Below are 25,736 nucleotides of genomic sequence, written 5' to 3' on the forward strand. Positions count from 1 at the left end.
GGGGAGAGCCGGTAGCCGTTGTTGGGGTAGTACAGCAGGTCGCCGTTGGCGTCGACGCCGAGGACATCGGCGGCGCCGTCGCCGCTGAAGTCGGACACCCGCTCGCCATCGGGCCGCAGCACCTGCCCGCCGTTCCGGCTCACCGGCGCGTACCCCGTCGGGTAGGAGGTCCCGGTCTCGACCGAGTCGGGGATCTCCCGGCTGAGTTGGCTGTCGCAGTACACGATGTTCCAGTGCAGATGGGGACCGGTGGCGTTGCCGGTGGCCCCGGACGTGCCGATCCGCTGCCCGAGCGCCACCGTGTTCCCGGCGTCGACGATCGTGGAACCGAGGTGCGCGTACTGGCTGCACCGGTTGCCGCCGTGGTCGATCAGCGCCATGATCCCGCCGCCCGCCGACCACCCCTCGAAGCGGACGGTGCCCGCGGCGGAGGCGACCACCGGAGTACCGCTGGGGAGCGCGAAGTCGACGGCGTGGCGGTTGTAGGCGTCGTTGTGCGAGTAGCCGCTGCCCGGCGTCTGAGTGATCGTGTACGCCGATCCGGCGGGATAGGGCAGCCGGAACGGGGCGCCCGGGGCGGCGGACACGGCCCCGGCCGGCAGCAGACCCCCCGGACAGGCGAGCAGCAGTGCCAGGGCGGCAGCGGTACGACGACGCATGAGCACCTCCGTGGAGCCGGAACACGACCGCGCGGGAACGGCACCCGTCCGCGCCCCGCCGACCGGGGCCGGCCGACGGCGGACCGCCCGGGGGCGACGGGTAGGCCGGTCCCCGGGCGCGCCGCGGGGGCGCCTTTCGGCCGGGAGCGGGCCGGGCCGCGACGGTGGACCGGAGCGGTGGCCGGGAGCGTCGCCATCCTGGCCGACCCCGCACACCCCTGCAAGGCCGCCTGCCTGAAGCAGCGGTCGCCGCCACCGGACCCGACGCGTTCCCACCCGACTCGCCTACAAGCGGGTCGCCCCGGTCCGGCCGGGGTCCCGCCGCGACGGGCGGCCCCGGGGGCGGCACCGCGCCGCCCCCGGGGCACCGGATTCCCCTCGCGCAGGCGCTACTTGTTGGTCCGGGGCAGGCCCGGCGGGTTGATCTCCGACTTCGCCACGGACTCGCCGGCCAGGCTCCAGCGCTTCAGCACCTTGGCGTACGTGCCGTTGCCGATGACCTCGTTGAGGGCGTCGGCGAGCGCCTTGACCAGGCCGTTGTCCTTCTTGGTGGTGGCCGCGATGAGGCCCTGGAGGGTGGCGCCGCCGCCGGAGTAGGTGCCGACGACCTCCGTGTCGCCCGTGGTGGCCGCGCGGTAGGCGGCGGTCGGGTTGGGGCCGAGGTGCAGGTCGATCCGGCCGGACCGCAGAGCGAGGTAGGTGTCGCTCTCGTGCTGGAAGTACTTGATGTCCACCGGAGCGCGCCCCGCCCGCACGTTCTCCTCGCTCCACTCGACGAGCAGCTTCTCCTGGTTGGTGCCGCTGCTCACCGCGACCCTCTTCCCGGCCACGTCCTCGGGCCCGGTGACCTTCAGACCGCTGCCCTTCTTCGCCTGGAAGGCGAGGTGGTCCTCGCGGTAGGAGGCGAAGTCGTACTTGTCCTTGCGCTCCTCGGTGACGGTGATGTTGCCGATGCCGACGTCGTACTTGCCGCTGTCCAGGCCGACGAACATGTTCTCCCAGGAGGCGGGGTGGACGCGCGGTTCGAGTCCGAGGACGCCCGCGACGAGGTGCGCGAGGTCGGTCTCGACACCGATCACGGTCTTGTTGTCGGTGGCGTAGAAGGTGAGCGGCCCGGCTGAGCCGGGGGAGTTGACGATCTCAAGGGTGCCTCTCCGCCGGATGGCCTCGGGGACCTCGGCGGCGATGGAGTCGACCGTGGGCGTGGTGATGCGCTTCTGGTCGGGGCCCGTGTTGGCCCGGGCCGCGGCGCTCCCGGTGGCCGCCGCTCCGGTCGCGGCCCCGTCGGAGGGGTTGCCGCAGGCGGCGAGGACGAGGGCCGAGGCGAGGCCGAGGGCGACCGCGGCGGTGCGGCGGGCGGGGCGGGTGGGCATGGTGGTTCTCCTTGCGTGAGCGGGTGGAACGGTGAGTGGAGGGCGGCGGCGGTCAGAGGACCTTGGCGAGGAAGGCGCGGGTGCGCTCGTGGCGCGGACGGTCCAGGACGTCCGACGGCGGCCCCTGCTCCACCACGGTGCCGCCGTCCATGAACACCACGGTGTCGGCGGCCTCGCGGGCGAAGCCGATCTCGTGGGTCACGACGATCATGGTGGTTCCGGAGCGGGCCAGGTCCCTGATGACGTCGAGGACCTCGCCGACGAGTTCCGGGTCGAGAGCCGAGGTGGGCTCGTCGAAGAGCAGCACCTTCGGCCGCAGGGCCAGCGCGCGGGCGATGGCCACCCGCTGCTGCTGGCCGCCCGAGAGCTGGCGCGGGTAGGCGTCCGCCCGGTCGGCGAGGCCGACCCGCTCCAGCAGCCGGAGGGCCTCCGCCGCCACCTCGGTGCGGCGGCGCCGCAGTGCGGAGACGGGCGCCTCGACGAGGTTGTCCAGCACGGTCAGGTGCGGGAAGAGGTGGAAGTCCTGGAAGACGAACCCGATGTGGGTGCGCTGCTTCAGGATGTCCCGCTCCCTCAGCTCGTACAGCCGGCCGCCCGCGCGGCGGTACCCGATCAGCTCGCCGTCGACCGCGACCCAGCCGCGGTCGGCCCGCTCCAGGCGGTTGACGGTGCGCAGCAGCGTGGACTTGCCGGACCCGGACGGGCCGAGGACGACGGTCACCTCACCGGCACGGACCGTCAGGTCGACCCCCCGCAGCACCTCCGTGGCGCCGTAGCTCTTGTGGACGCCGCGGACCTCCACCATGAACTCACTCACCGGACGCCTCCCGGTGGACCGGACCCTTCACGGACGGGGCGGTCCGGACGGCCGCCGCGCGCGGGCCGCGTACCAGGCCGCGGGCGCGCCCCAGGGGGGAGGGCGGCGGGGTTCGGTCGGTGCCCCGCGCGTAGCGGCGCTCCACGTAGTACTGGGCGACCGACAGCAGCGAGGTCAGCACCACGTACCAGGCGGTGGCGACCAGCAGCAGCGGCACCACCCGCCCGTTGCGGCCGTAGATCACCTGCACCTGGTAGAACAGCTCGCCGATGGACATCACGTAGACCACCGAGGTGCCCTTGAGCAGGCCGATGATCTCGTTGCCCGCCGTGGGCAGGATCGCCCGCATGGCCTGGGGCAGCACGATCCGGCGGATCTGCCGCAGCCGGGGGACGCCCAGCGCCGCCGCGGCCTCCAGCTGTCCGGGGTCGACGGAGAGCACACCGCCCCGGACGATCTCGGCGGCGTAGGCGGCCTGATGGAGGGTCAGGCCGATCACGGCGGCCCCGATGGTGCCGATCAGGCTGTTGCTGTCGACGGACCAGAACACCGGCCCGAAGGGCACGCCGACCCCCAACTCCCTGTACAGCGCGCTCAGATTGAACCAGAACACCAACTGGACGATCATCGGGATGGATCGGAAGATCCAGATGTAGGCCCAGGCGACGGTCCGCAGTACCGGACTGCGCGACAGCCGCATGAACGCCAGCACCGTCCCCAGCAGGAAGCCCAGCACCGTGGCGTACGCGGTGAGCTGGAGGGTCACCCAGACCGCCTGGACGATCGTCTCGGACAGGACGTAGTCGCGGAAGACGCCCCATTCCCAGACGGGGTTGGTGACCAGCCCGTGGACGAACTGGGCGGCCAGCACGGCGACGGCGACTGCCGCAGCCCAGCGGGCGTAGTGGCGGACGGGGACGGCCCCGAGGACGTCCGGGTCCCCCGCGGGGGGCGGGGCGGGGGTGCCGGTGAGGGCGCCGGGTGGTGCGGCGTCAGCGGTGGAGGTCATCGTGTCGTTCCTGCTCGTCTCTGGCACGTACATGGGTGAACCGGTCCCGCGCGGGCCGGCCGGGCGCCGCTCCGGGCTCCGCCGGCAGGTGCTTCTCGAAGGGGACCGGGTCGACGGTCCCCGGGGCGGCCTCCGTGTCGAACAGCGGGGTGTAGCCCGTGGCCAGGTACAGGCTCCGGGCCTCGGGCTGCCGGGGCCCGGTGGTCAGGTAGACGCGCCGGTAGCCGCGCGCGGCCGCCTCCCGTTCCAGGGCGGCCACCACGCGGCGGGCCAGTCCGCGCCGCCGGTGGGCCGAGTGCGTCCAGATCCGCTTCAGTTCGGCCGTGGTCGCGTCGTAGCGGCGGAAGGCCCCGCCCGCCACCGCCTCGCCGTCCTCCAGCAGCAGGAGCAGCAGCCCTCCGTACGGCGGGGTGAACTCCTCGTCGGGGTAGCGGGCGATCTCGGCGCGGGCCTGGGGGCCGTAGCGCTCGGTGTACTCGCGGCCGAGTTCCCGCAGCAGGGGCCCGACCTTCGGGTCGGAGACCGGCACATGGACGAAGTCCGGCCCGGCCGTCGGGGACGGCGGCCGGGCCACCGGGGTCATCGGCCCACCGCCGCGGGGGTGTGCGCCGCCCGGACCACGCGCTCGGCATCGCGCCTGGCGACCTCCTCGCGCACCAGGGGGATCACGTGCCGGCCGAAGTCGACGGCGTCTTCCAGCAGGTCGTAGCCCCGGGCGGAGAGGATGTCGACGCCGAGGTCGTAGTAGTCCAGCAGGGCCCGCGCGACCGTCTCCGGGGTGCCGACCAGGGCGTTGGAGTTGCCCGCGCCGCCGGTGGCGGCGGCGGTCGGGGTCCACAGGGCGCGGTCGTAGCGCTCGCCCGCTTCCGCGATGGCGACCAGCCGCTGCGAACCGGTGTTCTCGGGGGCGCCGCCGCGACTGCGGGCCGGCAGGGCCTCGCGCCGGCTCCGGATGGCGCCGAGCGTGCGGTGGGCCTTCTCCCAGGCCAGTTCCTCGGTGGGGGCGATGATCGGGCGGAACGCCACCTGGATGCGCGGCACATCGGTGCGTCCCGCCTCCTCGGCGGCGGCCCGCACCCGCCGGATCTGCTCGGCGGTCCGCTCCAGCGGCTCCCCCCACAGGCAGTAGACGTCCGCCTCGGCGGCCCCGGCGGCGTAGGCGGCCGGTGAGGAGCCGCCGAACGACACCTTCGGGCGCGGCTGTTGGGCGGGGCGGACATCGCTGACGAAGTCGTGGAAGCGGTAGTGCTCGCCCTCGTGGTCGAAGGGTTCGGTGCTGGTCCAGATCCGCTTCACGATCCGGATGTACTCGAGGGTGCGGGAGTAGCGTGCGTCCTTGCCGAGGGTGTCGCCCTCGCGGCCCTGCTCGTGGTCGTTGCCGCCGGTGATGAAGTGCACCGTCAGCCGCCCCTCGCTGATCTGGTCGAGGGTGGCGAAGGTCTTCGCGGCGAAGGTCGGATAGGAGACGTTGGGGCGGTGGGCGAGCAGGAGTTGGAGCCGGTCCAGCCGTCCGGCGACGAACGCGGCGGCCTGCGCGGGGTCGGGCGAACCGGAACCGTAGGCGAACAGCACCCGGTCCCATCCGTGGTCCTCGTGCGCCCGGGCCAGCCGCAGCGTGTACTCCTTGTCGAAGGCGGCGCCGGAGCGCGGGGTGGTCTCGGAGCCGTCGTGGGTGGCGGCGATGCCCAGGAATTCCACTGGCACGGGAGTTGGCCCTTCGTGAGGTCGTGGGAGCCGTGCCCGGACGGGCGGGCGGACGGCACGGTGACGGAACGGGGGATCGGCCCGGTGTCCCGGGAACGACAGGTCCCGGGTGCGGGGGTGTGGGGGTACGGGGGTACGGGGTGTGCGGGGACGGCGGTTCGCCCTCAACCGGACGGTGGTGAGCCGGTGTTCAGAGAGACCGCGCCGTGCGTCCGGGCTCGGGGTCTCCGCCCCGCGCGGGGACCGCGAGGGTCAGCGGGGTGTGCGGCGCCGAGAGGGGGAGGGCGCGGGCTCGGGGCCCGGACACCGGGAGAGGGGCGGGCCGGTCAGGCGGCCCGCTGCCGGTTCAGCGGCAACACGAGGCGGACCACACGCGACCGAAGTCGATGTGGTCACGGGTGACCAGGTGCTGCTCGCCATTCATGCGGTCAATTGAGCAGGAGATCCGGCCGCTCGTCAACCGGGGATCGCATGACGGACCAACCCTGTTCACATCAGGGGCAGTTGACACGTGCGAGCCACGGGGTGAGACGGCCGTACGGGCGGTTCCGGGGCTCGCGGAGCGACCCGCGGTCCGCTGCGGTGCGGGTCGGCGGCGCGAACCGGCGATGAGGGCGGGCGGCGTGAGTCGGCGGCGTGGACCGCGGCGGGCCCGGGGCCCTACGGGATACCCGGTGCGGCGTGAACGCCCTTACAGAGCAGGGGGCTTGCCCCCCGTGGGAGCCCGCCCGCGTGACCGGACCCCGACCGCCCCGCCCGATACCGCCCCGTCCGACCGTTCCGGGGGTACGGGCTCGGACGCAAGCCCATGGCACCCGGGCCCTGTGCGCCGCCGCGCCGGACCGGCCGCCGCGCCGGCGCGCCGCGGGGCCGACCCCGCCCGGTGCTGGTCGGCTCAGCGATCCGACACCCAGCGGGCGTCCGTCGGCCAGTGGCCCGTCCGTACGAGGTGCTCCACGATCCGGTACGCCTCGTCGAGCGGCACGGTGTCCTCGTCCGGGTACTCGTCGTCCTGCCCGTTCGCGAGGACGAACCCGTCGCTCCAGTCACCGGCTCCCGGATCCACGGCGTGCTCACCGGGATCGCCCTCCCCGGCGAGCAGCATCACCATGGCCCGCTCACCGTTGGTCACCAAGGCCAGCGAGCGCCCCGACGAAGCGGTCAGCCAGGTCTCCAGCCGCCCCCCGCCGATCCGGGCCCGCAGGATCTCCAGCACCTCTTCCGGGGCCACGGGGACATCGCCGTCGTCCCGGACCACCCATGTCTCGTCCACGGCACGACGATCTCATGGCCGCGCCGCCCCCCGGGCCCCGGTGCCGTCGTCGGCGTCCCCCTCCCGCGACGCGGCCTCCCGGGGGCCGGGCTCCAACGGCGGGCAGTTCAGGGAGAGATGGGAGCGGCACAGCGGGCTCGGTGCCTCCACCACACGGCGGCGCACGCGCCGGGGACGGACGAACACCACCGCCGTCACCGAGGCGGCGAGGAACAGGACGGCGGTGACGACGGCGGCCCGGTGGAAGGACCGGTCGACCGCGGCGCCGGAGGTGTACGCGTCCCCCGAGAGCCCCACCAGCAGCGGCAGCGCGGCCACGATCAGGAGCTGGGCCACGCGTGCCGCGGTGTTGTTGACCCCGCTCGCCAGTCCCGCGTGCCCGGAGTCGACGGAGGCCAGCACGGTGGCCGTGAGGGGCGCGACGAACAGGCTCATGCCCAGTCCCATCACCACGACCGGCGGGAGGATGTCCGGGAGGTACGCGGAACGCGGTCCGACGCGCAGCAGGAGCAGCGCGCCGCCCGCGGCCACCAGGGGCCCCGCGATCAGGGGAGGCGCCGGGCCCACCCGCTTGGCCAGGGCGCCCGCGCGGGCGGAGAGCAGCAGCATCAGCAGGGTGATGGGCAGGGTGGCGAGCCCGGCCTGCAACGCGTCGTACCCGAGCGCGATCTGGAGCTGGACGGGCAGCAGGAACAGGATGCCGCCGATGGCCGCGTACAGGTACAGCGTCATGCCGTTGGTGGCCGAGAACAGCCTTGAGGAGAAGAGCGACAGCGGCATCATCGGGTTCGCCGACCGGCGCTCCACGGTCAGGAACGCGGCACCCGCCGCCACGGCGACCACCGCCGGCACGGCGACCCGCACCGCGGAACCGCCCGGCGTTGCGCTGATCAGCGCGTAGCTCACACCCCCCAGCGCCACCGCCGCCAGGCACGCGCCGAGCGTGTCGAACGGACGCCCGGCGGCCGAGGGATCACGGCTCTCGGGGACGAAGAAGAGGGCGGTGGCCACCACGGCCACCGCGATCGGCACGTTGATCAGGAAGATCCACCGCCACCCCGGGCCGTCGATCAGCCAGCCCCCGAGGAACGGGCCCAGCGCGCCGGCCACCCCGGTCAGTCCGGACCAGGCCCCCACCGCTCGCGACTGGTCGTCGGGGTGGAAGGAGGCCCGCACCAGCGCCAGCGAGCCCGGGGTGAGCAGCGCGCCGCCCACGCCCTGCAGCGCGCGGGCGGCGATGAGGACGTACTCGTCGGGCGCGAGACCGCACAGCGCCGAGGCCCCGGCGAACCAGGCGGCCCCCAGCACCAGCGTCCGCCGTCGGCCCAGCCGGTCGCCGAGCGCGCCGCCCCAGAGGATCAGCGAGGAGAGCGTCAGCATGTAGGCGTTGACGACCCACTGGAGCACGGACAGCGACGCCCCCAGATCGCGGCCCATCCGGGGGAGGGCCACGTTGACGACCGTCCCGTCGAGCATGGCCATCCCGGACGCGAGCACGACACAGGCCAGCACCCAGCGACCCCGTGCCGAGGCCAGCCGCAGACCCCCGGAGCCGTCTTCCGTTCCGTTCACGTGCCCAGCTTGCCGCCGCCCGCCGCAGGTGAGCGGGAGGAACGCGCCGGTGCCCCGGCCGGAGCGCCGAAGATCGCCCACGAGGGGCAGGACCGGCGGGTCCGGGGCGCCGTCGCCCCGGGCGCGCGGGAGGCCGCCCGTGAGGGGGCCGGGGCGGGCGGGAGAACGCGTCTCCCGACCTGCCGGGGCCGAGGCCGGAACCCTGGGCCGGGGCCGCCGCCCGTGCTCAGCGCGTCGTGCGCCGCTCGGCGATGAGTCGTATCTCCCGCGCCGCCGTCGGCGGCTCCAGCAGCATGGCCGCGATCTCCTCGCCGCCGTGGTGGACGCGCAGGCGCGGGCCGTCGGTGAGGACGCGCAGTTCCGGCCAGGGCTGCCACCACAGCAGGACGGAGCGCTCCCACATCCGCAGGCCGAGGCTGGTCGCCATCAACTGGTACTGCGGGCCCTCGTGGGCGGCGGGCGGGGTGTGCTCGGTGTACGGCGGCCGGACCGTGTACGTACCGAGGACCGTCTCGCCCTGTTCCAGGGAACGGGCGCGCACCCCCGCGCGACGGCCGATCCTCAGCCCCGTCCAGCCGGCGGGACCGGCCACCACCAGGGCCGCGCCCACCACCGCCCACCAGGGCAGGGACGCCTGGAGGCACGCGCCGACGACCGCCACCTCCGCGGCGGCCACCGTGACCGCCGCCCTGCCCAGTTCCGCCCGCCGAAGACGCCTGGCGCCGTCGGTTACGCCCATGGCCCCCACCACCCGTTCCCGATCACATGTCCGTGCAGCCTATCCACGGCCCGCCCGCGCGGAGGAGGGGAGGTCGGCCCGCCCCGCCCGTCCGCTCCCCGCGCGTCCCCCCCCGTCCCCGTCCGCCCGGTGTTCCGCGGGGCACCGCCTAGACTGGGCCGCGCACGGCGGCAGAGGTGAGCAGGGTGGGACGGGAGAGAAGCGTGGCGGCAGACTCTGGTGGCCCCGAGGACCCGCCCGCGGAGGTGCTGGAAGAGGCGGCGGCGGCCTTCGGCCTGCTCGCCTCCTCGGCCCGGCTGCACATCATGTGGGCCCTCGCCCAGGGCGAGAGCGACGTCACCCACCTCGCCGACCGGGTCGGCGGAGCCCTGCCCGCGGTCAGCCAGCACCTCGCCAAGCTGAAGCTCGCCGGACTCGTCCGCGCCCGCCGCGAGGGCCGCCGGCAGATCTACTACGTCGACGACCCCGACATCGTGACCGTGGTCCGGGTGATGGTCGGGCAGCTCACCGCCCGCGGCCTCGCCGCCCACGACCGGCGGACCGCCGCCCCCGTGCGGCGGCTGCGCGGGACCGGTGCCTGAGGGCACCCCCGTCCCGGACCGGGCCACCGGGACGCTCCCGGGCGGGCGGCAGGCACCGCCCGGCGCCGGGGCCGCCGCCCCCACCGCGCTGGAGGTGCTGCGCCGGCTGGAGACCGGCCCGCGCGGCCTGACCCGGGCCGAGGCCGGGCAACGCCTGGCCCGGCTGGGCGAGAACACCCTCCCCTCCCGGCGGGACGCCTCCTGGCCGCTGCTGTTCGCCCGCAGTCTGCGCGACCCCTTCACCGCGGTCCTGCTCTGCCTCGGCCTGGTCTCGGCCGCCGTGGCCTCCTGGGGCACCGCCCTCGTCACCCTCGTCCTGGTGACCGTGAGCTGCGCCCTGCGCGCCTCCGGCGAGCACCGCGCCGACCGGTCCACGGCGGGGCTGCGCGATCTGGTCGCCAGCACCGCCACCGTGCTGCGCCGCGCCGACGAGGACGCCGCACCGGCCGCCCGCGAGGTGCCGGTGGCCGAACTCGTCCCCGGCGACGTCGTCCGCCTCGGCGCGGGCGACCTCGTGCCGGCCGACGTCCGACTGCTGCGCGCCACCGGGTTCAGCGTCCACCAGGCCGCCCTCACGGGCGAGTCCGCGCCCGTCGCCAAGACCGCACTCGACGCGCCCGGCGATGCCGAGGGGAGCGTGCCCGACCGGCCGGAGCTCTGCTTCCAGGGCAGCAGCGTCGCCTCCGGCAGCGCCACCGCGGTCGTCGTCGCCACCGGGGCGCGGGCCCGGTTCGCCGCCGCCCTCGCCCGTGCCGGGGGCCACCGGGAGGCGAGCGCCTTCGACCGCTCCGTGCACGGCATCGCCTGGATCCTCATCCGGTTCATGCTGCTCACACCCCCGCTGGTGCTGATGGCCAACGCCGCCCTGCGCGGCCGGGGGCTGGAGACGCTGCCGTTCGCCGTCGCCGTGGCCGTCGGGCTGACCCCCGAGATGCTGCCGGTCATCGTCACCGGCTGCCTCGCCCGGGGCGCCGCCCTGCTCGCGCGCGCCCACGGCGTGATCGTCAAGCGGCTGCCCGCCCTGCACGACCTCGGCGCCGTCGACGTCCTGTGCGTGGACAAGACCGGCACCCTCACCCAGGACCGCCCGGTGGTCGAACGGGCCCTGGACACCGAAGGCCGCGACGACCCGGAGGTGCTGCGCTGGGCCGCCGCCAACGCCTGGTGGACGCTCCAGCTCGCCGACCTGCCCGCGCCGGACGCGCTCGACGAGGCGCTCCTGGCCGCCGCCGGACCCGACGCCCTCCAAACCCACGACGGGATCGCCGCCCTCCCCTTCGACCCGGTGCGCCGTCTGTCCACCGCCGTGCTGACCACTCCCGGCCGCCTCGGCACCCACACCCTGGTCGTCAAGGGTGCCGTCGAGGAGGTACTGGACCGCTGCGTGCCCGACGACGGCGAACGGGAGCGGCTGCGGGCCGCCGCCGCCGGGCACGCCGCCGCCGGGCTGCGGGTCCTCGCGGTCGCCACCGCCGAGCGCCCCGGCCGCGGCGGCGGCCACCTCCCGGCCGACGTCCGCGGACTGACCCCGCGCGGGCTGATCACCCTGCGCGACGCACTCGCCCCCACCGCCGCCGAGGCCCTGGGCGTCCTCGCCGACCGGGGTGTCGCCGTCAAGGTCCTCACCGGTGACCACCCGGGCACCGCCCTGCGTGCCTGCGCCGACCTCGGCATCCCCGTCCCCGACGACGCCGTCCTCACCGCCGCCCGCATCGACGCCGTCCCCGACGCCGAACTGGCCGCCCTGGTCCACCGGACCACCGTCTTCGCCCGCTGCACCCCCGAGCACAAGGCCCGGGTCACCGCCGCCCTGCGGGACGGCGGGCACACCGTCGGTTTCCTCGGCGACGGCGTCAACGACCTGCCCGCCCTGCGCGCCGCCGACGTCGGCATCGCCCCGCGCGCCGCCACCGACGTGGCCCGGGAGGGCGCCGACGTGGTGCTCGCCGACAAGGACCTCACCGCGATCACGCACGCCATCGGAGCGGGCCGGCACGCGGGCGGCAACATCGTCTCCTATCTGCGGGTCACCCTGTCCTCGAACCTGGGCAACGTCCTCGCGATGCTCTGCGCCGGGCTGCTCCTGCCCTTCCTGCCGATGCTCCCGGTCCAGGTGCTCGCCCAGAACCTCTGCTTCGACGCGGCCCAGCTCGCCTTCGCCTTCGACCGCCCGCACCCCTCCGTGCTGCGCCGCCCGGCCGATCTGCGCCCCCGCGCGCTGCTCGGCTTCATCACCCGCTTCGGGCTGCTCAACGCCGTCGCCGACCTCGCCACCTTCGGCGTCCTCGCCCTCTCCCTGTACGGCCCCGGGACGGGTGACGACGAGGCGGTCTTCCACTCCGGATGGTTCACGGAGAACCTGCTCACCCAGGCCCTGGTCATGCTGATCCTGCGGCTCGGCGCCCGTACCGCCCGGGGCCACCGGCCCGGGCCGGTGGCCTGGGCGGCGGGCGCCCTCGCCGCGATCGGCCTGGCCCTGCCGCCCTCACCGCTCGGCCCGGTCCTCGGGCTGACCGCGCTGCCCGTCCAGTACTACCTGCTGCTCGGCGCGGTCCTGGTGCTCTACGCCGCCGGACTGCTGGCCGCCCGGATGCGCTACGAACGCCGCCGCGCCCCGGGCGGGACGCGAGTGTAGGCCGGGCGGGCGGCGGGCGGCGGGCGGCGGGCGGCAGGCGGCGGGCGGTAGGCGGCGGACGGGGGACAGGGGCGGCGCGGCCGTGGTGTGGCCGGGGCCGTGCCCGCGGACCGGGACCCCCGGCGCCGCCGGGTCCGGTCACGGGCGGAGCGCCCGGCGGCACCGCCGTGCTCCGTAGGCCCCGGTGCCGCCCCCGCCGGTGCCCCGGCCCCGCCCTACCCGCCGGAGCCGTAGGACAGGTCGGAGCACGGGGAGGCGTCCCCCGGCCGCGCGTCCGTCGTCACCGAGGACGGAACGGCCACCGGGTCCTGGCTTCGGCCCGGGTCCCGGCCGGGAGCGGGGTCCTGATCCGGGGCCGATGTCGCCCCGCCCGGGTCGTCCGGGGTGGTGTAGGACTGTCCGAGGACGAGGGTGACGACCGCCTCCGGGACGGATTCCAGCTCGGCCCCCGGGAACAGCGCGGCGACCGCCTCCGCCCGCTCCCGCAGACCCGGACCGTGCCGCACCACCGTGGCCGCGTGGTCCTGGCGTTCGGCGTCCCCGATGCCGGTGACGGTGAAGCCCCGCCCGCTGAGGAACGCCGCGGCCTCCGACGCCAGGCCGGGCCGGGTGGTGCCGTTGCGGACGTCCACCGTGACGCTCTCGCCCGGGGTGCTCGCGCCGGGCCCGGGAGTGGCCGACGGCGCCGCGCCCTCCCCGGCGTCCCCCGCGTTCAGGGGCCGGTCGGCCCGGAGCGCGGCCCACAGCCGGGAGGCGTCCGGTTCGACGACGGCGACGCGGGAACCGGCGTAGCGCCAGGGGATCGTGACGAACGTGGTGTTGCCCAGGTCGATGTTCTTCAACGACAGGGCGAAGGAGAGCAGCTTGTCCGCCGAGCCCAGGCCGGGGTCGACGCTGAGCGACTCCGTGGCCGCCTCCGCGAGCGGCAGCAGCCTGCCCGGCGTCAGACCGTCGGCGCGCACCTTCTTGAGCAGGGCGGCGACGAACGCCTGCTGGCGCTTGATGCGGCCGATGTCGGAGCCGTCGCCGATGCCGTGCCGGATGCGCACGTAGTCCAGCGCCCGCTGCCCCGAGACGGTCTGCTCGCCCTCCGGGAACAGCAGCCGTCCCCGGTCGGCCCGGTGCGGGTTGAGGTCCCCCTCGTACACGTCGTTCGGCAGGCACACGGTGACCCCGCCGACCGCGCTGGTCAGGGCCGCGAAGCCGGTGAAGTCGACGACGACGGTGTGGTCGACGCGCAGACCGCTGAGGTGCTCGACGGTGTTCACGGTGCAGGCCGGGTTGCCCTTCTCCGTCCCGCCCACGGAGAAGGCCGCGTTGAACATGGTGTCCGGGCTGGGGTCGGTCCAGGAGCCGTCGGGCAGCAGGCACGGGGGGACGGTCACCAGGGTGTCCCGGGGGATGGAGACGGCCACGGCGCGCTCGCGACCGGCGTAGACGTGCAGGAGGAAGGCGGTGTCGGACCGGCCGACGTCGCCCTGGTCGCCGCCGCCGAGCGCGCTGTTGCCGCCGGTGCGCGCGTCGGAGCCGATGACCAGGATGTTCTCGCCCCGGGAGGTGGCCTCGGGGCGGCTCCGGGACAGGCCCTTGGCGTCGAAGGTGTCGATGGCGCCGTTCAGCCGGAGGTAGAGCCAGCCCGCTCCGGCCGTGCCGAGCACCACCAGGGACAGGACGACGACCAGTGCCGCCCGTATCCGGCGGCGGGTGCGGCGCGGGGCGGAACGCCTGCCGCGCGCCCTTCCGCGGCGGGGCGGCCCGCTCCGGCGCCGACGGTGGCGGGCGGGGGTGGCCTGGTCGCTGGTGCTGGTCATCCGCGCGCCTTCGTCCGTCCGGCCCATGGGAGGGCAAGGCTGACGCGCACCCGCCCCATGGTTGTACAGTTGCGCAATATAGCAAGGATGGAATCCGGGGGGCGACGGGCGCGGGACCGGTCCCGCGCCCGTCGCCCCCCGGCGAGAGAAGGGCGGCGGAATGCTCCGCAACGCGTTGGAACCCTGGCACCTGCTGATCGTGGCGATCGTGATCCTCGTGCTGTTCGGCTCGAAGAAACTGCCGGAGGCGGCCAGGGGAGTGGGCAGGTCGATGCGCATCCTCAAGAGCGAGGCCAAGGCGATGCGGGAGGAGGACGCCGACCGTCCGGCGTCCGCCCCGGAGGCGGGCGGGACCGGGTCCGTCGAGGGCGCCGGGGGTGGTGGCGGCATCGGGGGCGGGGCGGCCCGCTGAGGCCGTCCCGCCCCCGGTCGCGCGGGGCTCTGGCCCCGCCGCCCGCCGGTCAGGGGCTGGCGAGGTCGAAGCCGTAACGCAGTGGCTCCCCGGTCGCGCAGGGGTCGAGGCGGTAGACGTACGTCGCCTCCACGCGCACGCCCTCCGGGGCCCCCTCCGTGCGGCAGGGGACGGTCACCTGGAGCACGCGGGGGCGCCCGGTGACGGTTGTGCGCGCCCCGTGGGCGGGGCCGCCGTCCAGTACGGCGGCCTCCCGGAGGGCGGTGGGGGGCGCGATGCCGGACGTGATGATGGTGGATGCGGTGTCGGCGGCCGTGGGGGGTGCCGCGGGGGTGATGGCGTCGGGCGTCGTCGTCATGGCAACAGTTTAAAGGTTGCGCAAGTGTAATGGGCGCGACCCGGGTGGAATCCCCCCCGGGGTGCCCGGGGTGCCCGGGGTGCCCGGGGTGCCGGTAGTGCCGGTAGTGCCGGTGGTGCGGTGCGTGCGGTGATCGGGCGCCGTGGCCCGGCGGGGACGGAGCGAGGTCCGTGCGGCCGTGGCTCGGGGTGCCCCGGGGCCGCGAGCGGTCGCGCCGGCCGCCGTCAGGTGGCGTCGGGGTCGTACGGTGTGCCGGAACGGGCGCCCTCGTCCGGCTCGCTCCCGGCCGTCGGCGCGCCGCCCGGCGGGGTCCCGCCCCGGGAGACTCCGTCCGGCCGCGACCCCTCCGCCCGCGCCTTCCCGTCCCCGGCGTGCTCCCGGGCGGCGGAGGCGGGTCCGGGCTCGCCGCTCGCCGCCTCCCGCAGGGTGTCCCCGATCTCCGTCAGCTCCCTCCTCGGGTCGAGTGCCTCGCGGACCCCGTCGAGCCCCAGCCGGTCGTCGTCCAGGAGGTGCCTGCGGACGAGGGTGTCGGGCCGCCGCAGGTCCTCGAAGCGGAAGTCCTGGAACTCCGGACCCAGTTCGGCGCGGATGTCCCGCTCGGTCCGGTCGGACATCTCCCGTACCGCGCGCAGGAACCGCCGCACCGTCCGCAGTGAGCCCGCCAGCCGCTCCGGGCCGAAGAGGAGCACGGCGAGCGCCCCCAGCGTGACCAGTTCCATCGGACCGACATCGGAGAACACCGTGACACCCTCACTCTCGCCCACCCTCCACCGCGCGCCGCGGATTCTTACACTTTAGAGATTGCGCAAGTATGAGAATCAAGGGGGGTGCCGGGCCGGGGTCGCCCCGGGGGCCGAGCCGGGCGCGGCCCTGGTCGGATGGCCCGTGGGAGGCCCACCACGGTGCGGTGTCCGGCGGCCTCGGCGCACGAGGGCGTTGTGGGCCGTGACGCACTCGGGCCGGCCGGCGAACCCGGCGGACGGCGGTCCCGGAAGGTGCTGGTCGCGTCACTCACGCACGTTGTCGCTCGCCGAGGGAGCCGGAGCGATCCGGCGCACCGGGGCCCGCCGCCTCGGTGCGCCGAATCGCGTACGGTGGCCGACCGCCGGAGCGCGGCCGGACCGGCCCGGTCAGCCGGCCGCGGATGGGACCCGCGGGGGCGGCCGCCGGAGCGCGGGGGTCAGAACGCCGAGGTGTAGGCGGTGAAGAAGGGTGCCTTCACCGCTTTGCCGCCGGGGCCGTAGCAGCTGACGGAGAGTTGGACCGTGCCGCTGGTCCTGCCCCACGGGGTGGGGAAGCCGCAGTACTCCGGACCCTTGCCGAAGGCGGTGGCCTGGGCGGTGTCCGAGGGGACGGCCACCGACGGCATGGTGACGGCGAAGGGCGCTCCCGAGCCGCCGAGGGTGTTGGTGGCACCGCTGGAGTTGTAGTTGGTCAGCGGGGGCAGCGATCCGTTGTACCAGAGGTGGCCGAACGACTTCGGCGGGAACGCCGGTCCGTGGACCGCCCGCTGATAGGCGTAGCTCAGGGTCCACCGGGTGTCGTACGGGGCGTTGGACGCGTTGTGGCAGGCGACCTCGACGGTCTGCCCGGACGTGCCCGGCACCCAGTCGGACACCTTGCAGCGCGCCCCCTGCTTCGGGTCGACGGCGGTGACCTGGAGGTTTCCGGCGAAGGTGGAGACCCCGAGGCTGGGGAGCCACACCTTCCAGATGCCGGTCGAGCCCTTGCTCACCGAGTTCACGGCCCCTGCGGAGTTGTACTGGGTGAGAACGGCGCCGCTGATGTCGGAGTGCACATAGCCGTACGAGCCGGTCCGCGTGGAGGGAGCGCCGGTGCTGGTGGTGAAGAGGACGGTGAAGGAGGAGTTGTCGGGTGCGCCGCTGGGGAGATAGCAGTTCACGTAGACGTCCTCACCGCTCCCCACGGGCTGCCAGCCGGCGATCTGGCACCAGTGCGGGACTCTGTTGACCGCGGTGGTGTGGGCGATCCCCTGTCTGCTGGCGATCTGGGGGAAGTGCACCACGTAGGAACCGAGGCCGATCTGGTCGACCTTGACGGGGTTGGTGGACGGCGAGGCCCAACTGCCCCACTGGCGGCTGGGGTCGGGCACGTAGCCGGGAGGCGGCGTCGGGTTGTCCAGGTAGGCGAATCCGTACTGGTCGGGGACGGCGGCATGAGCGGAGCCGGCGGTGGGTATGGCGGCGGCCAGCAGTGTGGCCAACATGCCCATGACAAGTAGAACGACCCGGACGGGTCCGTTCGGCGGAGCTGCGGTACGGGCGTACATGGATACCTCCTGTTGGTGAGGCCGATGCCGTCTGTGCGGATCGGCGCGGTGCTGTGGCGCGGAAGTGCCGAACCCCGCCGAAGCGCGGAGACGTGCCGAAGCGCGGAGCGTGCGGGGGTGCCGAGCGCGCTGGAGCGGGACGTTCGCCGGGTCCGGCAGTGCGGCAGTGCGGCGTGTACTGGAGTGCGGCGCGTGCGGCAGTGCTGGAGTGCGGCGCGTGCGGTTCGGGGTGGACGGTTCCGGCAGCTCGCTCCCCGCGACGGCCGTGAAGGCCCGCCGAGGTACGCGTCCGCCCGTGTCCCGACGAGGCGTCACACCCTTGAACCCGGCGCTCACCGTCCCAGAAGAACGGCCCGCTGTGGCGTACTCCACCGGCCGTTCCGGCGCGGGTCACACCAGCCTCAGATGCTCCGGGCTCCCTTCCGGTCCCGTAGGTCACGGTGCGGGTGGACAGGTCCGGCCGCCATGGCCCGATGGGCCCTCACTCCAGCCACTCCCACCCCGTGTCTCGCATGCGCACCACTGCCGCACATGGCTGGAACACGCTTTCGATCCCCGGCCGGGCGGCCGTTCAGTCAATTCCGGTCACCCTCGGCGTGGACCGGCCGATCTCGCTGCCCGCGGCAGGCGGCGCTGTCCGCCCGCGTCGTGTCGGGCCGCCGGTGGGGTCCGGTCGCTCCGGCCGGTCCGTCGGGATCACCGGCGGAGCGGGCGGTCGGACCGTATGTCCCGTCAGGAGAGTGCGCCCATCCGCCGATCGGATGGGCGCCGGGCGGTCGGGCGGCGGGGACGGTCAGTCCGAGGGCGGGGAGTCCGGGGCCGGGCGGGGGCGGGGGGTGTACCGGGGCTCACCGCGGCGGACGGAGCCCGGGGCCCGGGCGATGGGCCGCTTCACATGCGCGGCGGACGGCAGTTGCCACGGCACGCTGGTCACCGTGACGCCGGGGATGAACAGGAGCCGGCTCTTGAGCCAGAGCGCGGAGTGGTTGTGGAGGAGGTTCTCCCACCACCGGCCGACGACGTACTCGGGGACGAGGACGGAGACGACGTCGTGGGCGCCCTCGCGGTGGAGGGAGCGCACGTACTCCACCGCGGGCCGGGTGATCTCGCGGTAGGGCGACCGCAGGATCTTCAGCGGCACCTGGATACCGAAGTCGTCCCACTGCTCCCGCAGCGCCGCCAGCGACTCCTGGTCCACCGCGACGGTCACCGCCTCCAGTGTGTCGGGCCGGAAGGCGCGGGCGTAGGCCAGGGCGCGCAGGGTCGGCTTGTGGAGGGTGGAGACGAGCACGATCGCGTGGACCCGGGACGGGGGGACGCTCTCCGCGCGGGGGTCGGTCACCGCGAGTTCGGCGGCGGTCCGGTCGTAGTGGCGCCGGATGCCCCGCATCATCAGCCACAGCAGGACCGCGGCGAGTACGGCGATCCAGGCGCCCTGGGTGAACTTGGTGGCCAGCACGATCACCAGGACCAGTCCGGTGATCACGGCGCCGGTGGCGTTGACGGCGCGGGCCAGCCGGTGGCGACGCCGCCCGGCGGGGTCGGTGCCGGCCCGCAGCACGCGGTTCCAGTGCCGGATCATGCCGGTCTGGGAGAGCGTGAACGAGGTGAAGACGCCGAGGATGTACAGGTGGATCAGGTTGCTGACGTTCGCCCGGAAGCCGTAGAGGAGGAGTCCGGCGACGGCGGCCAGCGCCAGGATGCCGTTGGAGAAGACGAGCCGGTCCCCCCGGTTGTGCAACTGGCGCGGCAGGTAGCGGTTCTCGGCGAGGAACGAGGCGAGCAGCGGGAAGCCGTTGAAGGCGGTGTTCGCGGCGAGGATCAGGACCAGGGCCGTCGCCGCCTGGATGTAGTAGAAGCCGGGGCTGGTGCTGCCCCCGAAGACGGCCGAGGCGAGCTGGGCGATGACGGTGCGCTGGGTGTGCCCGCCGCAGCCGGCCAGCCCGACGAGCCGGCAGGGGTCGTCCGTGATGTGGACCTCGGCGATGATCGCGAGGGTGGTGATCCCGGCGAACATGGTGACCGCGAGCAGCCCCATCGCGGCCAGTGTGGTCGCGGCGTTCCTCGACTTGGGGCGGCGGAAGGCAGGTACGCCGTTGGAGATCGCCTCCACCCCCGTCAGCGCCGTGCACCCGCTGGAGAAGGCGCGCAGCACCAGCATCACCAGCGCCGCGCCGGCCAGTGACGCGTCCCCCTGCGCCGGGGCGATGCCGTAGCGGGCGCTCTCGGCGACGGGGGCGTCGCCGAGGAGCCAGCGGAGCAGCCCCGTACCCACTATGATCAGCACACCGCCGGTGAACAGATAGGTCGGGGCGGCGAAGACCCGGCCGGACTCCCGCACGCCGCGCAGGTTCATCGCCGTCAGCAGGGCCACGAACCCCAGCGCCATCAGCACCCGGTACTCCGCCAGCGAGGGCAGCGCCGAGATGACGTTGTCCACCCCGGAGGCAACCGACACCGCCACCGTCATCACGTAGTCGACCAGCAGCGAGGCCCCCACCACCAGCCCCGCCGAGGGACCGAGGTTGGCCGTGGCGACCGTGTAGGAACCGCCGCCGCTCGGATAGGCGTTGACGACCTGGCGGTACGAGAGCACCACCACGGCCATCAGCAGGACGACCGCGGCCCCGATCCAGGGCGTGAAGTGCAGATAGGCCAGTCCGCCCAGGGTGAGGACGAGCAGGATCTCCTGGGTCGCGTAGGCGACGGAGGACAACGGGTCGGACGCGAAGATCGGCAGGGCGAGCCGCTTGGGCAGCAGCGTCCCGCTCAGTTCCTCACTGCGCATGGCCCGCCCGATGACCAGGCGTTTCAGCGTTTCGGTCACCCTCGGCACGGCGTGATCGTAGACCGGTGCCGTGGGCACCGGGGGCGGCGACGCGCGGTGCGGGCGCCCGGGCGTCCGGTGTCGCCGCACCGCGCCGGACACGGTTTCGGCCGTCGAACGTCCGCGCGGTACGGATGCCGTGCCGTACGCGCACCCGTGCGGTACGGGAGTCCCGGGCCCCGCGCGGGCGACGGGAGGGGCCCGGCGTCCCGGTTCCTCCCGTCGGGCCCGGCGTCCCGGGGGGCCGGGACTCCGCGGCCCGGCTCCGGGTCATCGCGGCTCCCGGTGCTGGGGCCTCTCGTTTGGATCACGCCGGGCTCGCGGGGTCTGGCAGCGCACCTCGCCGCGTTGTCGTCGGTCGCCAGGGCTCCGCCCTGACTCCCTCCTCCGCCTTGCGACGCACGGCGCCGGACCCCGCTCCCTGATCCGGCCTGGTCCAAACGGAAGACCCTGGGCGGAAAGGACCGCGCGCGGCGCGGGCACGGTGTCCGGGCCGGGGTCGGGGAGCCCGTACCGCGCGGCCTGGGCGGTGAACATGTCCGGGTACAGGCCGTCCGGTGCCCCAGGTGAACGACGTGACGTCAGATGTCCGTGCCCTACGCCGCCTTCTGGGATCCACCGGTCCGATTCCCCGGCCGCGCAGGGGTGTCGGGGGACGCCGGAACCGCTCGCCCCGGAAGGCCGGGCCGAACTCCGGGAACACCCCGCCGATGAGGACGATGTGACTGTATGTCGACGACTGCCTTCACTCGGTGGATCTTCGTCCCGTAACGTGGTGCCGCCTTCCCCGCCTCACTCCCTGGAGTGCCCGCATGCCCGCTCCCGCCGCCCCGCCCGCCCCGGACGGAAGACGATCCGATGCGAGCGGCGGACTGCCCGCCGTCCTGCTGATGGCCGGAAGCTGTCTGCCGATCCTGGGCGCGGTGCTGCTCGCCCCCGTACTGCCCCGTATGCAGGACCACTTCGACGACGTCGCCGGGAGCGCCGCCCTGGTCCCGCTGGTGCTCACCGTCCCGGCGCTGTCCCTGGCCCTGCTCGCGCCGTTCGCCGGGTTCGTCCTCGACCGCTTCGGCCGCAAGCGCCTGCTGGTCGTGGCCACCGTCCTCTACACCGTGTTCGGCACCGTTCCGCTGTGGATGGGCTCGCTGCACGGCATCCTGGTCAGCCGCGTCCTGCTCGGCGTCACCGAGGCGGCCATCATGACCGCCTGCACCACGCTGATAGGCGACTACTACACCGGCAGGGCCCGCGACCGGTACCTCGCCCTCCAGACCATGTGCTCGGCAGCCTCCGCCACCCTCTTCTTCGTGCTCGGCGGCGCCCTCGGCGCGGCGGGCTGGCGGGTGCCCTTCTGGCTCTACGCGGTGGGCCTGCTGCTCGCCCCCGTGATGGCCAGGGTGCTGCCCGACCCGGCGCCATCGGCCGCGGCGTCCGGTCTCCCGGCCGTGGCGACCGAGCGGCGGCCGTTCCCGGTGCGCCGCATGGCGGGCGTCTGCCTGCTGACCGTCTTCGGCGCGGTCGTCTTCTACACCGTGCCGGTGGAGATGGCGTACCTCCTCGACGACCTGGGGGTGGAGAACACCGGGGCCATCGGCGCCGTCACCGCCGTCGCCAGTGCCGCCACCGTTGCAGGATCGATTCTCTTCACCCGGTTCACCGGGGGTCCCCGGCGCCGGCTGCCGGCCGTCTTCCTGCTCTGCGGCGCCGGCTTCGTCGTCATGGGGCTGGCCGGGAGCCTGCCGCTGCTGATCGCCGGCGCGGTGCTGAACTGCGTCGGCACGGGCCTGCTGCTGCCGTCGCTGCTGACGCTGGCCATGTCCCGGCTGGAGTTCGCCGACCGGGGCCGCGGCACCGGCCTGTGGATGTCGGCGTTCTTCCTCGGTGAGTTCATCTGCCCGCTGGTCCTCCTCGCGGGCAAGGGAGCGCTCAGCGGCCTGGCCGCGGCCGTGGGCGTGCTCGGCGGGGTGACGGCCCTGGTCGCCGCCGTTCTGCTGCCCCTGGTCCGCCGCGCTCCGGAGTCCCGGGGCGGGAAGGCCGCGGCCGCCGGTCCCGGCGCCGCGGCGCCGGAGGCCGCTCCCGGGGCGGCCCCGGCGGCCGGGACCGCCCCCGCCGCCGTCGCCGAACCGTCCTGACGGACCACGGCACGCCGCCCCGGGGCCGGCCCGCCCCGGGGCCGGGCCCTCCGCACCGTCAGGTAGAGGGCCGGGAGGCGAGCGAGAGGGTCGCGTCGCGGCCCGCGCCGAGCCCGATGACGGCCATCAGCACACAGAGCGCGACGAGCACGGCCAGCGGCACCCCCCAGCCGCCGGTCATCTGGTGGAGCACCCCCATCCCGAACGGACCGGCGGCGGCGAGCGCGTAGCCGATGCCCTGGGACATGCTGGAGAGCCCCGCGGCACTGTCGCCGTCCCCGGCGCGCAGGCCGATGAGGGTCAGCGCCAGGCTGAAGGCGGCGCCGCCGACGAGGCCGAGGACGAGGGCCCAGAACCAGAGCGTCCACATCGGCGCGAGCACGACCCCGGTCAGCCCGGCGGCGGTGCCGAGGGAGACGGCCACGCAGAAGCCGCGCTGGCCGCGCCCGCCCCGGCCGACGAAGAACGGCACGGCCATGGAGCCGGCGGCCTGGAGGAAGGTGATCGCCGACATCATGTACCCGGCGGCCTCCTCGCCGAGCCCCCGGTCGACGCAGATCGCGGGCAGCCAGCCGAAGGTCACGTAGGCGAGCAGCGCCTCCAGCCCGACGAAGGCGGTCACGAGCCAGGCCAGCCGGTCGCGGAGCAGCGGGGCGACGGCGGCCCGCCGGACACCGCCGCCCCCGCGCACCCGGCGCCGCCCGTACGGCAGCCAGGCGAGGGCGCCGACGGCGACGGGGACGGCGAGCAGGCCGAGGGAGCCGCGCCAGTCCGTGCCCGCCACGCGCTCCAGCGGGATGACCGCTCCGGCCGCGGCGGCGCCGCCGAAGGTGAGGGCCATGGTGTACGTGGCCATCATCAGCGGCACCCGGTCCGGGAACTCGCGTTTGATCAGGCTCGGCAGGACGACGTTGGCCACCGCGATGGCCCCGCCGATCACCACCGTCCCCGCGTAGAGCAGGGCGGTCGGGGCAGGCACCCGCAGCAGGATGCCGACGAGCAGCACGGGCAGGCAGCCGAGCAGGACGCGGTCCTCCCCGAACCGGTGCCGCAGCGTGGGCCCGAGCGCGGCGAACGCGCCCAGGCAGAGCACCGGCAGCATGGTGAGCAGGCCGGCTCCGGTGCCCGAGAGCCCGAGGTCCGCCCGGATCCGCGGGAGCAGGGGGCCGAGGCTGGTGATGGCCGGGCGCAGATTGACGGAGACCAGGATGATCCCGGCGATCAGCCCCGCCCGGCGCAGGCGGTGCGGCGTGGGCGCCGGGCGGACCGGGGCGGGATCCGGCGGGGAGCCGGACGGGAGGGCCACCGGGCTTCTTCCTGCTGCTGCGGGCGAGGGCATCAGAGCACTCTGCCACCACTGCCCGGGGAGCACCACGGATCCTCCCTGACCGCCTCGCCGCGCAGGGTGTCCGGACGCCGGGTGCCCCCGGGCGGGGCACCCGGCGGCGGAGGGTTCAGCGGGGAGCCGGCGCGGTGGCCGCGGCGGTGGTGCGGGCGACCGGCACCACCACCGGGGAGCCGTCGGACGGGGCGGTGAGCACCTCCGCGTCGACCCCGTACAACTCCCGGACCAGGGAGGCGTCGATGGTGTCGCGGGGCGCGCCGCAGGCGACCACGCGGCCGTCCCGCATCGCGACCAGGGAGTCGGCGTACCGGGCGGCGGCGGCGAGGTCGTGCACGACCATCACGACCGTACGGCCGTCGGCGGCGATCTCCCTCACCAGATCGAGGACTTCGACGGCGTGGCCGATGTCGAGGGCGCTGGTCGGCTCGTCCAGCAGCAGGACCGGGGTCTCCTGGGCCAGGGCCATCGCGAGCCAGCAGCGCTGCCGCTGGCCGCCGGAGAGTTCGTCCAGGCGCCGCTCGGCCAGGCCGGTGGTGCCGGTGGCCGACAGGGCGCGCTCCACGGCCAGTTCGTCCGCGCGGGACCACTGGCGGAACAGGCCCTGGTGCGGATGGCGTCCGTAGCGGGCCAGCCCGGCCACCGTGACCGCCTCGGGTGCCTGGGGGGACTGGGGGAGCAGGGCGATGCGGTGCGCGGCCTCGCGCTGGCGCATCCGCCAGACGTCCTCCCCGCCCACCAGTACCCGGCCCGCCTCGGGGGCGTGCAGCCGGGCCATCGCGCGCAGCAGCGTGGACTTCCCGCAGCCGTTCGGCCCGACGATCGCGACGACCCGGCCCGAGGGCACGGTCACGTCGACTCCGTTGACGACCGTTCGGCCGGAGTAGCCCGCGATGAGCCCTTCGGTGCGCAGTTCCACCTGGACCGTCCTTTCGAAAGTGAGACGATCCCCTTGCCGGACCGGCATGAGGTAAGGCTAACCTTATCCGCAGCAGGGGGGTTGTTGAGGCGGCCGACGGTCGTCGGCGTCCCCCGGCGCCGTCGTACATCCCCGTGAACCATGGAGTTCCCCATGACCCTGCCCCGTCGCCCCTCTCCCATGCTGCCGCGCCGTGTCGCCCGGACCGCGGCGGCGCTGGGGGCCGCGGCACTGCTGCTGACCGGCTGCGGATCGGACTCCGGCGGCTCGGGGACCAAGGACGCCAAGGAGGCCGGGGACAAGGGGTCCGCCGCCTCGGGCACCCGTACGGTGAAGGACGCCACCGGGCGCGCGGTGGAGGTGCCGGCCGCTCCCCAGCGGATCGTGACGCTCACTCAGGAGGACCTGGACATGGTCCTCGCGCTCGGGGTGAAGCCGGTCGGCATCACCAACGGCCAGGGCCTCGACAAGCCCCCGGCCTACCTGGCCGGGAAGGTCGAGGGCATCGAGGTCGTCGGCAACCTGCTCCAGCCGGTGATGGACAAGGTGGTCGCCGCCCGGCCCGACCTGATCCTCGCCGGTGACATGCAGGACGAGCAGGTGCTCAAGCAGTTGCGCGAGATCACCCCGGCCACCCTGGTCACCATGGCCCCCACGGACGACTGGAAGCTCTCCTTCCGCGGCATCGGCAACGCCCTGAACAAGCTGGACACCGCCAACAAGGTCATCACCGACCACGAGTCGGCGGCCAAGGCGGCCGGGGAGGCGCTGGGCGCGAACAAGGGCGCCGAGGTGTCCATCGTCCGCTGGAACCCGGACGGCCCGAGCTGGATGGAGAACAAGCAGTTCGCCAGCGGGATCGCCCTGGAGATGGGCCTGAAGCGGCCCAAGAACCAGAACAAGGACGGCAACGCGCACACCCCGTCGCTGAGCCTGGAGAAGATCAACGAGATCGACGGCGACTGGCTGTTCCTGTCGACCCTGACCTCCGACGGCGAGAAGGCGCTCGGGGACGTGCAGTCCAAGCCCGCCTACAAGGAGCTGAACGCGGTCAAGAAGGGCCATGTCGTCACCGTCGAGGGCTCCGTCTGGTCGACGCGCGGCGGCCCGCTCGCCGCCGACGTGGTCATGGACGACATCAGCGAGGCCCTGAAGGCTTCCTGACGCGCCGTTGACCGGCGGCCGGCCGCTCCGGGGTCCTCGGCCCGGACCGGCGGGCCGTCCTCCCGGCCGCCGGGCGCACCGCCGCCCGTAAGCGGCCGGGGGCCGGCCGGCGTGTCCGG

Annotated in this window: 21 protein-coding genes; 5 read left to right on the forward strand and 16 right to left on the reverse strand. The window is 74.6% G+C overall.

The features are described 5' to 3' along the window. From GTY84_RS01450 to GTY84_RS01490, 9 genes are all read right to left on the reverse strand, one after another. The coding region (locus GTY84_RS01450; protein WP_161224165.1) for a M23 family metallopeptidase at positions 1–659 on the reverse strand (659 nt) is incomplete at its 3' end. 389 nt (positions 660–1,048) lie between these two features. Continuing rightward, positions 1,049–2,032: an ABC transporter substrate-binding protein gene (locus GTY84_RS01455; RefSeq protein WP_161224166.1), complete on the reverse strand. Its 984-nt coding sequence runs from the start codon at positions 2,030–2,032 to the stop codon at positions 1,049–1,051. A 52-nt stretch (positions 2,033–2,084) separates the two neighbouring features. Next, complete coding sequence (locus GTY84_RS01460) at positions 2,085–2,849, reverse strand: amino acid ABC transporter ATP-binding protein (protein ID WP_161224167.1); 765 nt, start codon at positions 2,847–2,849, stop codon at positions 2,085–2,087. After that, entirely contained in the window at positions 2,842–3,858 is a 1,017-nt protein-coding gene (locus GTY84_RS01465) for an amino acid ABC transporter permease (protein ID WP_161224168.1), read from the reverse strand. Before GTY84_RS01465 ends, GTY84_RS01460 begins: the two co-directional genes overlap by 8 nt. Further along, positions 3,842–4,441 (reverse strand): GNAT family N-acetyltransferase, encoded by a 600-nt coding sequence (locus GTY84_RS01470; RefSeq protein WP_161224169.1) that lies wholly within the window; start codon positions 4,439–4,441, stop codon positions 3,842–3,844. The genes GTY84_RS01465 and GTY84_RS01470 overlap by 17 nt, the downstream gene beginning before the upstream one ends. Beyond that, the gene (locus GTY84_RS01475; protein WP_161224170.1) at positions 4,438–5,562 is read right to left on the reverse strand and encodes an LLM class flavin-dependent oxidoreductase; all 1,125 of its coding nucleotides are present in this window, start codon (positions 5,560–5,562) and stop codon (positions 4,438–4,440) included. The genes GTY84_RS01470 and GTY84_RS01475 overlap by 4 nt, the downstream gene beginning before the upstream one ends. Before the next feature lie 895 nt (positions 5,563–6,457). Continuing rightward, on the reverse strand, positions 6,458–6,835 hold the full coding sequence (locus tag GTY84_RS01480; protein WP_161224171.1) for an Imm1 family immunity protein: 378 nt from the start codon (positions 6,833–6,835) through the stop codon (positions 6,458–6,460). Positions 6,836–6,847: 12 nt separating this feature from the next. Further along, positions 6,848–8,407 (reverse strand): MFS transporter, encoded by a 1,560-nt coding sequence (locus GTY84_RS01485; RefSeq protein ID WP_345943302.1) that lies wholly within the window; start codon positions 8,405–8,407, stop codon positions 6,848–6,850. 226 nt (positions 8,408–8,633) lie between these two features. Continuing rightward, entirely contained in the window at positions 8,634–9,146 is a 513-nt protein-coding gene (locus GTY84_RS01490; RefSeq protein WP_237531962.1) for a hypothetical protein, read from the reverse strand. Positions 9,147–9,349: 203 nt separating this feature from the next. On the opposite strand from GTY84_RS01490, the gene GTY84_RS01495 reads away from it, so the two are divergent. After that, on the forward strand, positions 9,350–9,727 hold the full coding sequence (locus GTY84_RS01495; RefSeq protein ID WP_161224172.1) for a metalloregulator ArsR/SmtB family transcription factor: 378 nt from the start codon (positions 9,350–9,352) through the stop codon (positions 9,725–9,727). Positions 9,728–9,821: 94 nt separating this feature from the next. Then, entirely contained in the window at positions 9,822–12,362 is a 2,541-nt protein-coding gene (gene mgtA / locus GTY84_RS01500; RefSeq protein ID WP_345943321.1) for a magnesium-translocating P-type ATPase, read from the forward strand. 215 nt (positions 12,363–12,577) lie between these two features. On the opposite strand, the gene GTY84_RS01505 is transcribed toward mgtA, so the two are convergent. Further along, the gene (locus tag GTY84_RS01505) at positions 12,578–14,173 is read right to left on the reverse strand and encodes an LCP family protein (RefSeq protein ID WP_161224174.1); all 1,596 of its coding nucleotides are present in this window, start codon (positions 14,171–14,173) and stop codon (positions 12,578–12,580) included. A gap of 160 nt (positions 14,174–14,333) precedes the next feature. Between GTY84_RS01505 and tatA the strand changes: the two genes are divergently transcribed. Beyond that, on the forward strand, positions 14,334–14,585 hold the full coding sequence (tatA, locus tag GTY84_RS01510; protein WP_161224175.1) for a Sec-independent protein translocase subunit TatA: 252 nt from the start codon (positions 14,334–14,336) through the stop codon (positions 14,583–14,585). 49 nt (positions 14,586–14,634) lie between these two features. On the opposite strand, the gene GTY84_RS01515 is transcribed toward tatA, so the two are convergent. The 4 genes from GTY84_RS01515 to GTY84_RS01530 all read right to left on the reverse strand — a co-directional run bounded on the left by GTY84_RS01515 (position 14,635) and on the right by GTY84_RS01530 (position 20,021). Beyond that, a complete protein-coding gene (locus GTY84_RS01515; protein WP_161224452.1) occupies positions 14,635–14,862 on the reverse strand; it encodes a hypothetical protein in 228 nt (75 codons plus the stop codon). Between the two features lie 305 nt (positions 14,863–15,167). Continuing rightward, a complete protein-coding gene (locus GTY84_RS01520) occupies positions 15,168–15,683 on the reverse strand; it encodes a hypothetical protein (RefSeq protein WP_161224176.1) in 516 nt (171 codons plus the stop codon). 440 nt (positions 15,684–16,123) lie between these two features. After that, positions 16,124–17,170 (reverse strand): hypothetical protein, encoded by a 1,047-nt coding sequence (locus tag GTY84_RS01525; protein ID WP_237531963.1) that lies wholly within the window; start codon positions 17,168–17,170, stop codon positions 16,124–16,126. A gap of 856 nt (positions 17,171–18,026) precedes the next feature. Then, positions 18,027–20,021 (reverse strand): APC family permease, encoded by a 1,995-nt coding sequence (locus GTY84_RS01530; protein ID WP_161224453.1) that lies wholly within the window; start codon positions 20,019–20,021, stop codon positions 18,027–18,029. Positions 20,022–20,950: 929 nt separating this feature from the next. Here GTY84_RS01530 and GTY84_RS01535 point away from each other — a divergent pair. Further along, the gene (locus GTY84_RS01535) at positions 20,951–22,192 is read left to right on the forward strand and encodes an MFS transporter (protein WP_237531979.1); all 1,242 of its coding nucleotides are present in this window, start codon (positions 20,951–20,953) and stop codon (positions 22,190–22,192) included. A 58-nt stretch (positions 22,193–22,250) separates the two neighbouring features. On the opposite strand, the gene GTY84_RS01540 is transcribed toward GTY84_RS01535, so the two are convergent. Beyond that, the gene (locus GTY84_RS01540) at positions 22,251–23,498 is read right to left on the reverse strand and encodes an MFS transporter (protein WP_345943303.1); all 1,248 of its coding nucleotides are present in this window, start codon (positions 23,496–23,498) and stop codon (positions 22,251–22,253) included. Positions 23,499–23,646: 148 nt separating this feature from the next. Next, complete coding sequence (locus GTY84_RS01545; RefSeq protein WP_161224180.1) at positions 23,647–24,453, reverse strand: ABC transporter ATP-binding protein; 807 nt, start codon at positions 24,451–24,453, stop codon at positions 23,647–23,649. Between the two features lie 153 nt (positions 24,454–24,606). On the opposite strand from GTY84_RS01545, the gene GTY84_RS01550 reads away from it, so the two are divergent. Then, positions 24,607–25,617 (forward strand): iron-siderophore ABC transporter substrate-binding protein, encoded by a 1,011-nt coding sequence (locus GTY84_RS01550; protein ID WP_161224181.1) that lies wholly within the window; start codon positions 24,607–24,609, stop codon positions 25,615–25,617. The last annotated feature ends 119 nt before the right edge of the window (positions 25,618–25,736 follow it).

The organism is Streptomyces sp. SID8352 (assembly GCF_009862265.1).
Taxonomy (GTDB): Bacteria; Actinomycetota; Actinomycetes; order Streptomycetales; family Streptomycetaceae; genus Streptomyces.

What these genes read in the sequence shown, in the direction of transcription:
- GTY84_RS01505 (WP_161224174.1), bottom strand. Translation starts at nt 14,173, where the DNA reads ATGACCAGCACCAGCGACCAGGCCACCCCCGCCCGCCACCGTCGGCGC.
- tatA (WP_161224175.1), top strand. Translation starts at nt 14,334, where the DNA reads ATGCTCCGCAACGCGTTGGAACCCTGGCACCTGCTGATCGTGGCGATC.
- GTY84_RS01490 (WP_237531962.1), bottom strand. Translation starts at nt 9,146, where the DNA reads ATGGGCGTAACCGACGGCGCCAGGCGTCTTCGGCGGGCGGAACTGGGC.
- GTY84_RS01465 (WP_161224168.1), bottom strand. Translation starts at nt 3,858, where the DNA reads ATGACCTCCACCGCTGACGCCGCACCACCCGGCGCCCTCACCGGCACC.
- GTY84_RS01455 (WP_161224166.1), bottom strand. Translation starts at nt 2,032, where the DNA reads ATGCCCACCCGCCCCGCCCGCCGCACCGCCGCGGTCGCCCTCGGCCTC.
- GTY84_RS01550 (WP_161224181.1), top strand. Translation starts at nt 24,607, where the DNA reads ATGACCCTGCCCCGTCGCCCCTCTCCCATGCTGCCGCGCCGTGTCGCC.
- GTY84_RS01535 (WP_237531979.1), top strand. Translation starts at nt 20,951, where the DNA reads ATGGCCGGAAGCTGTCTGCCGATCCTGGGCGCGGTGCTGCTCGCCCCC.
- GTY84_RS01530 (WP_161224453.1), bottom strand. Translation starts at nt 20,021, where the DNA reads ATGCGCAGTGAGGAACTGAGCGGGACGCTGCTGCCCAAGCGGCTCGCC.
- GTY84_RS01470 (WP_161224169.1), bottom strand. Translation starts at nt 4,441, where the DNA reads ATGACCCCGGTGGCCCGGCCGCCGTCCCCGACGGCCGGGCCGGACTTC.
- GTY84_RS01525 (WP_237531963.1), bottom strand. Translation starts at nt 17,170, where the DNA reads ATGTTGGCCACACTGCTGGCCGCCGCCATACCCACCGCCGGCTCCGCT.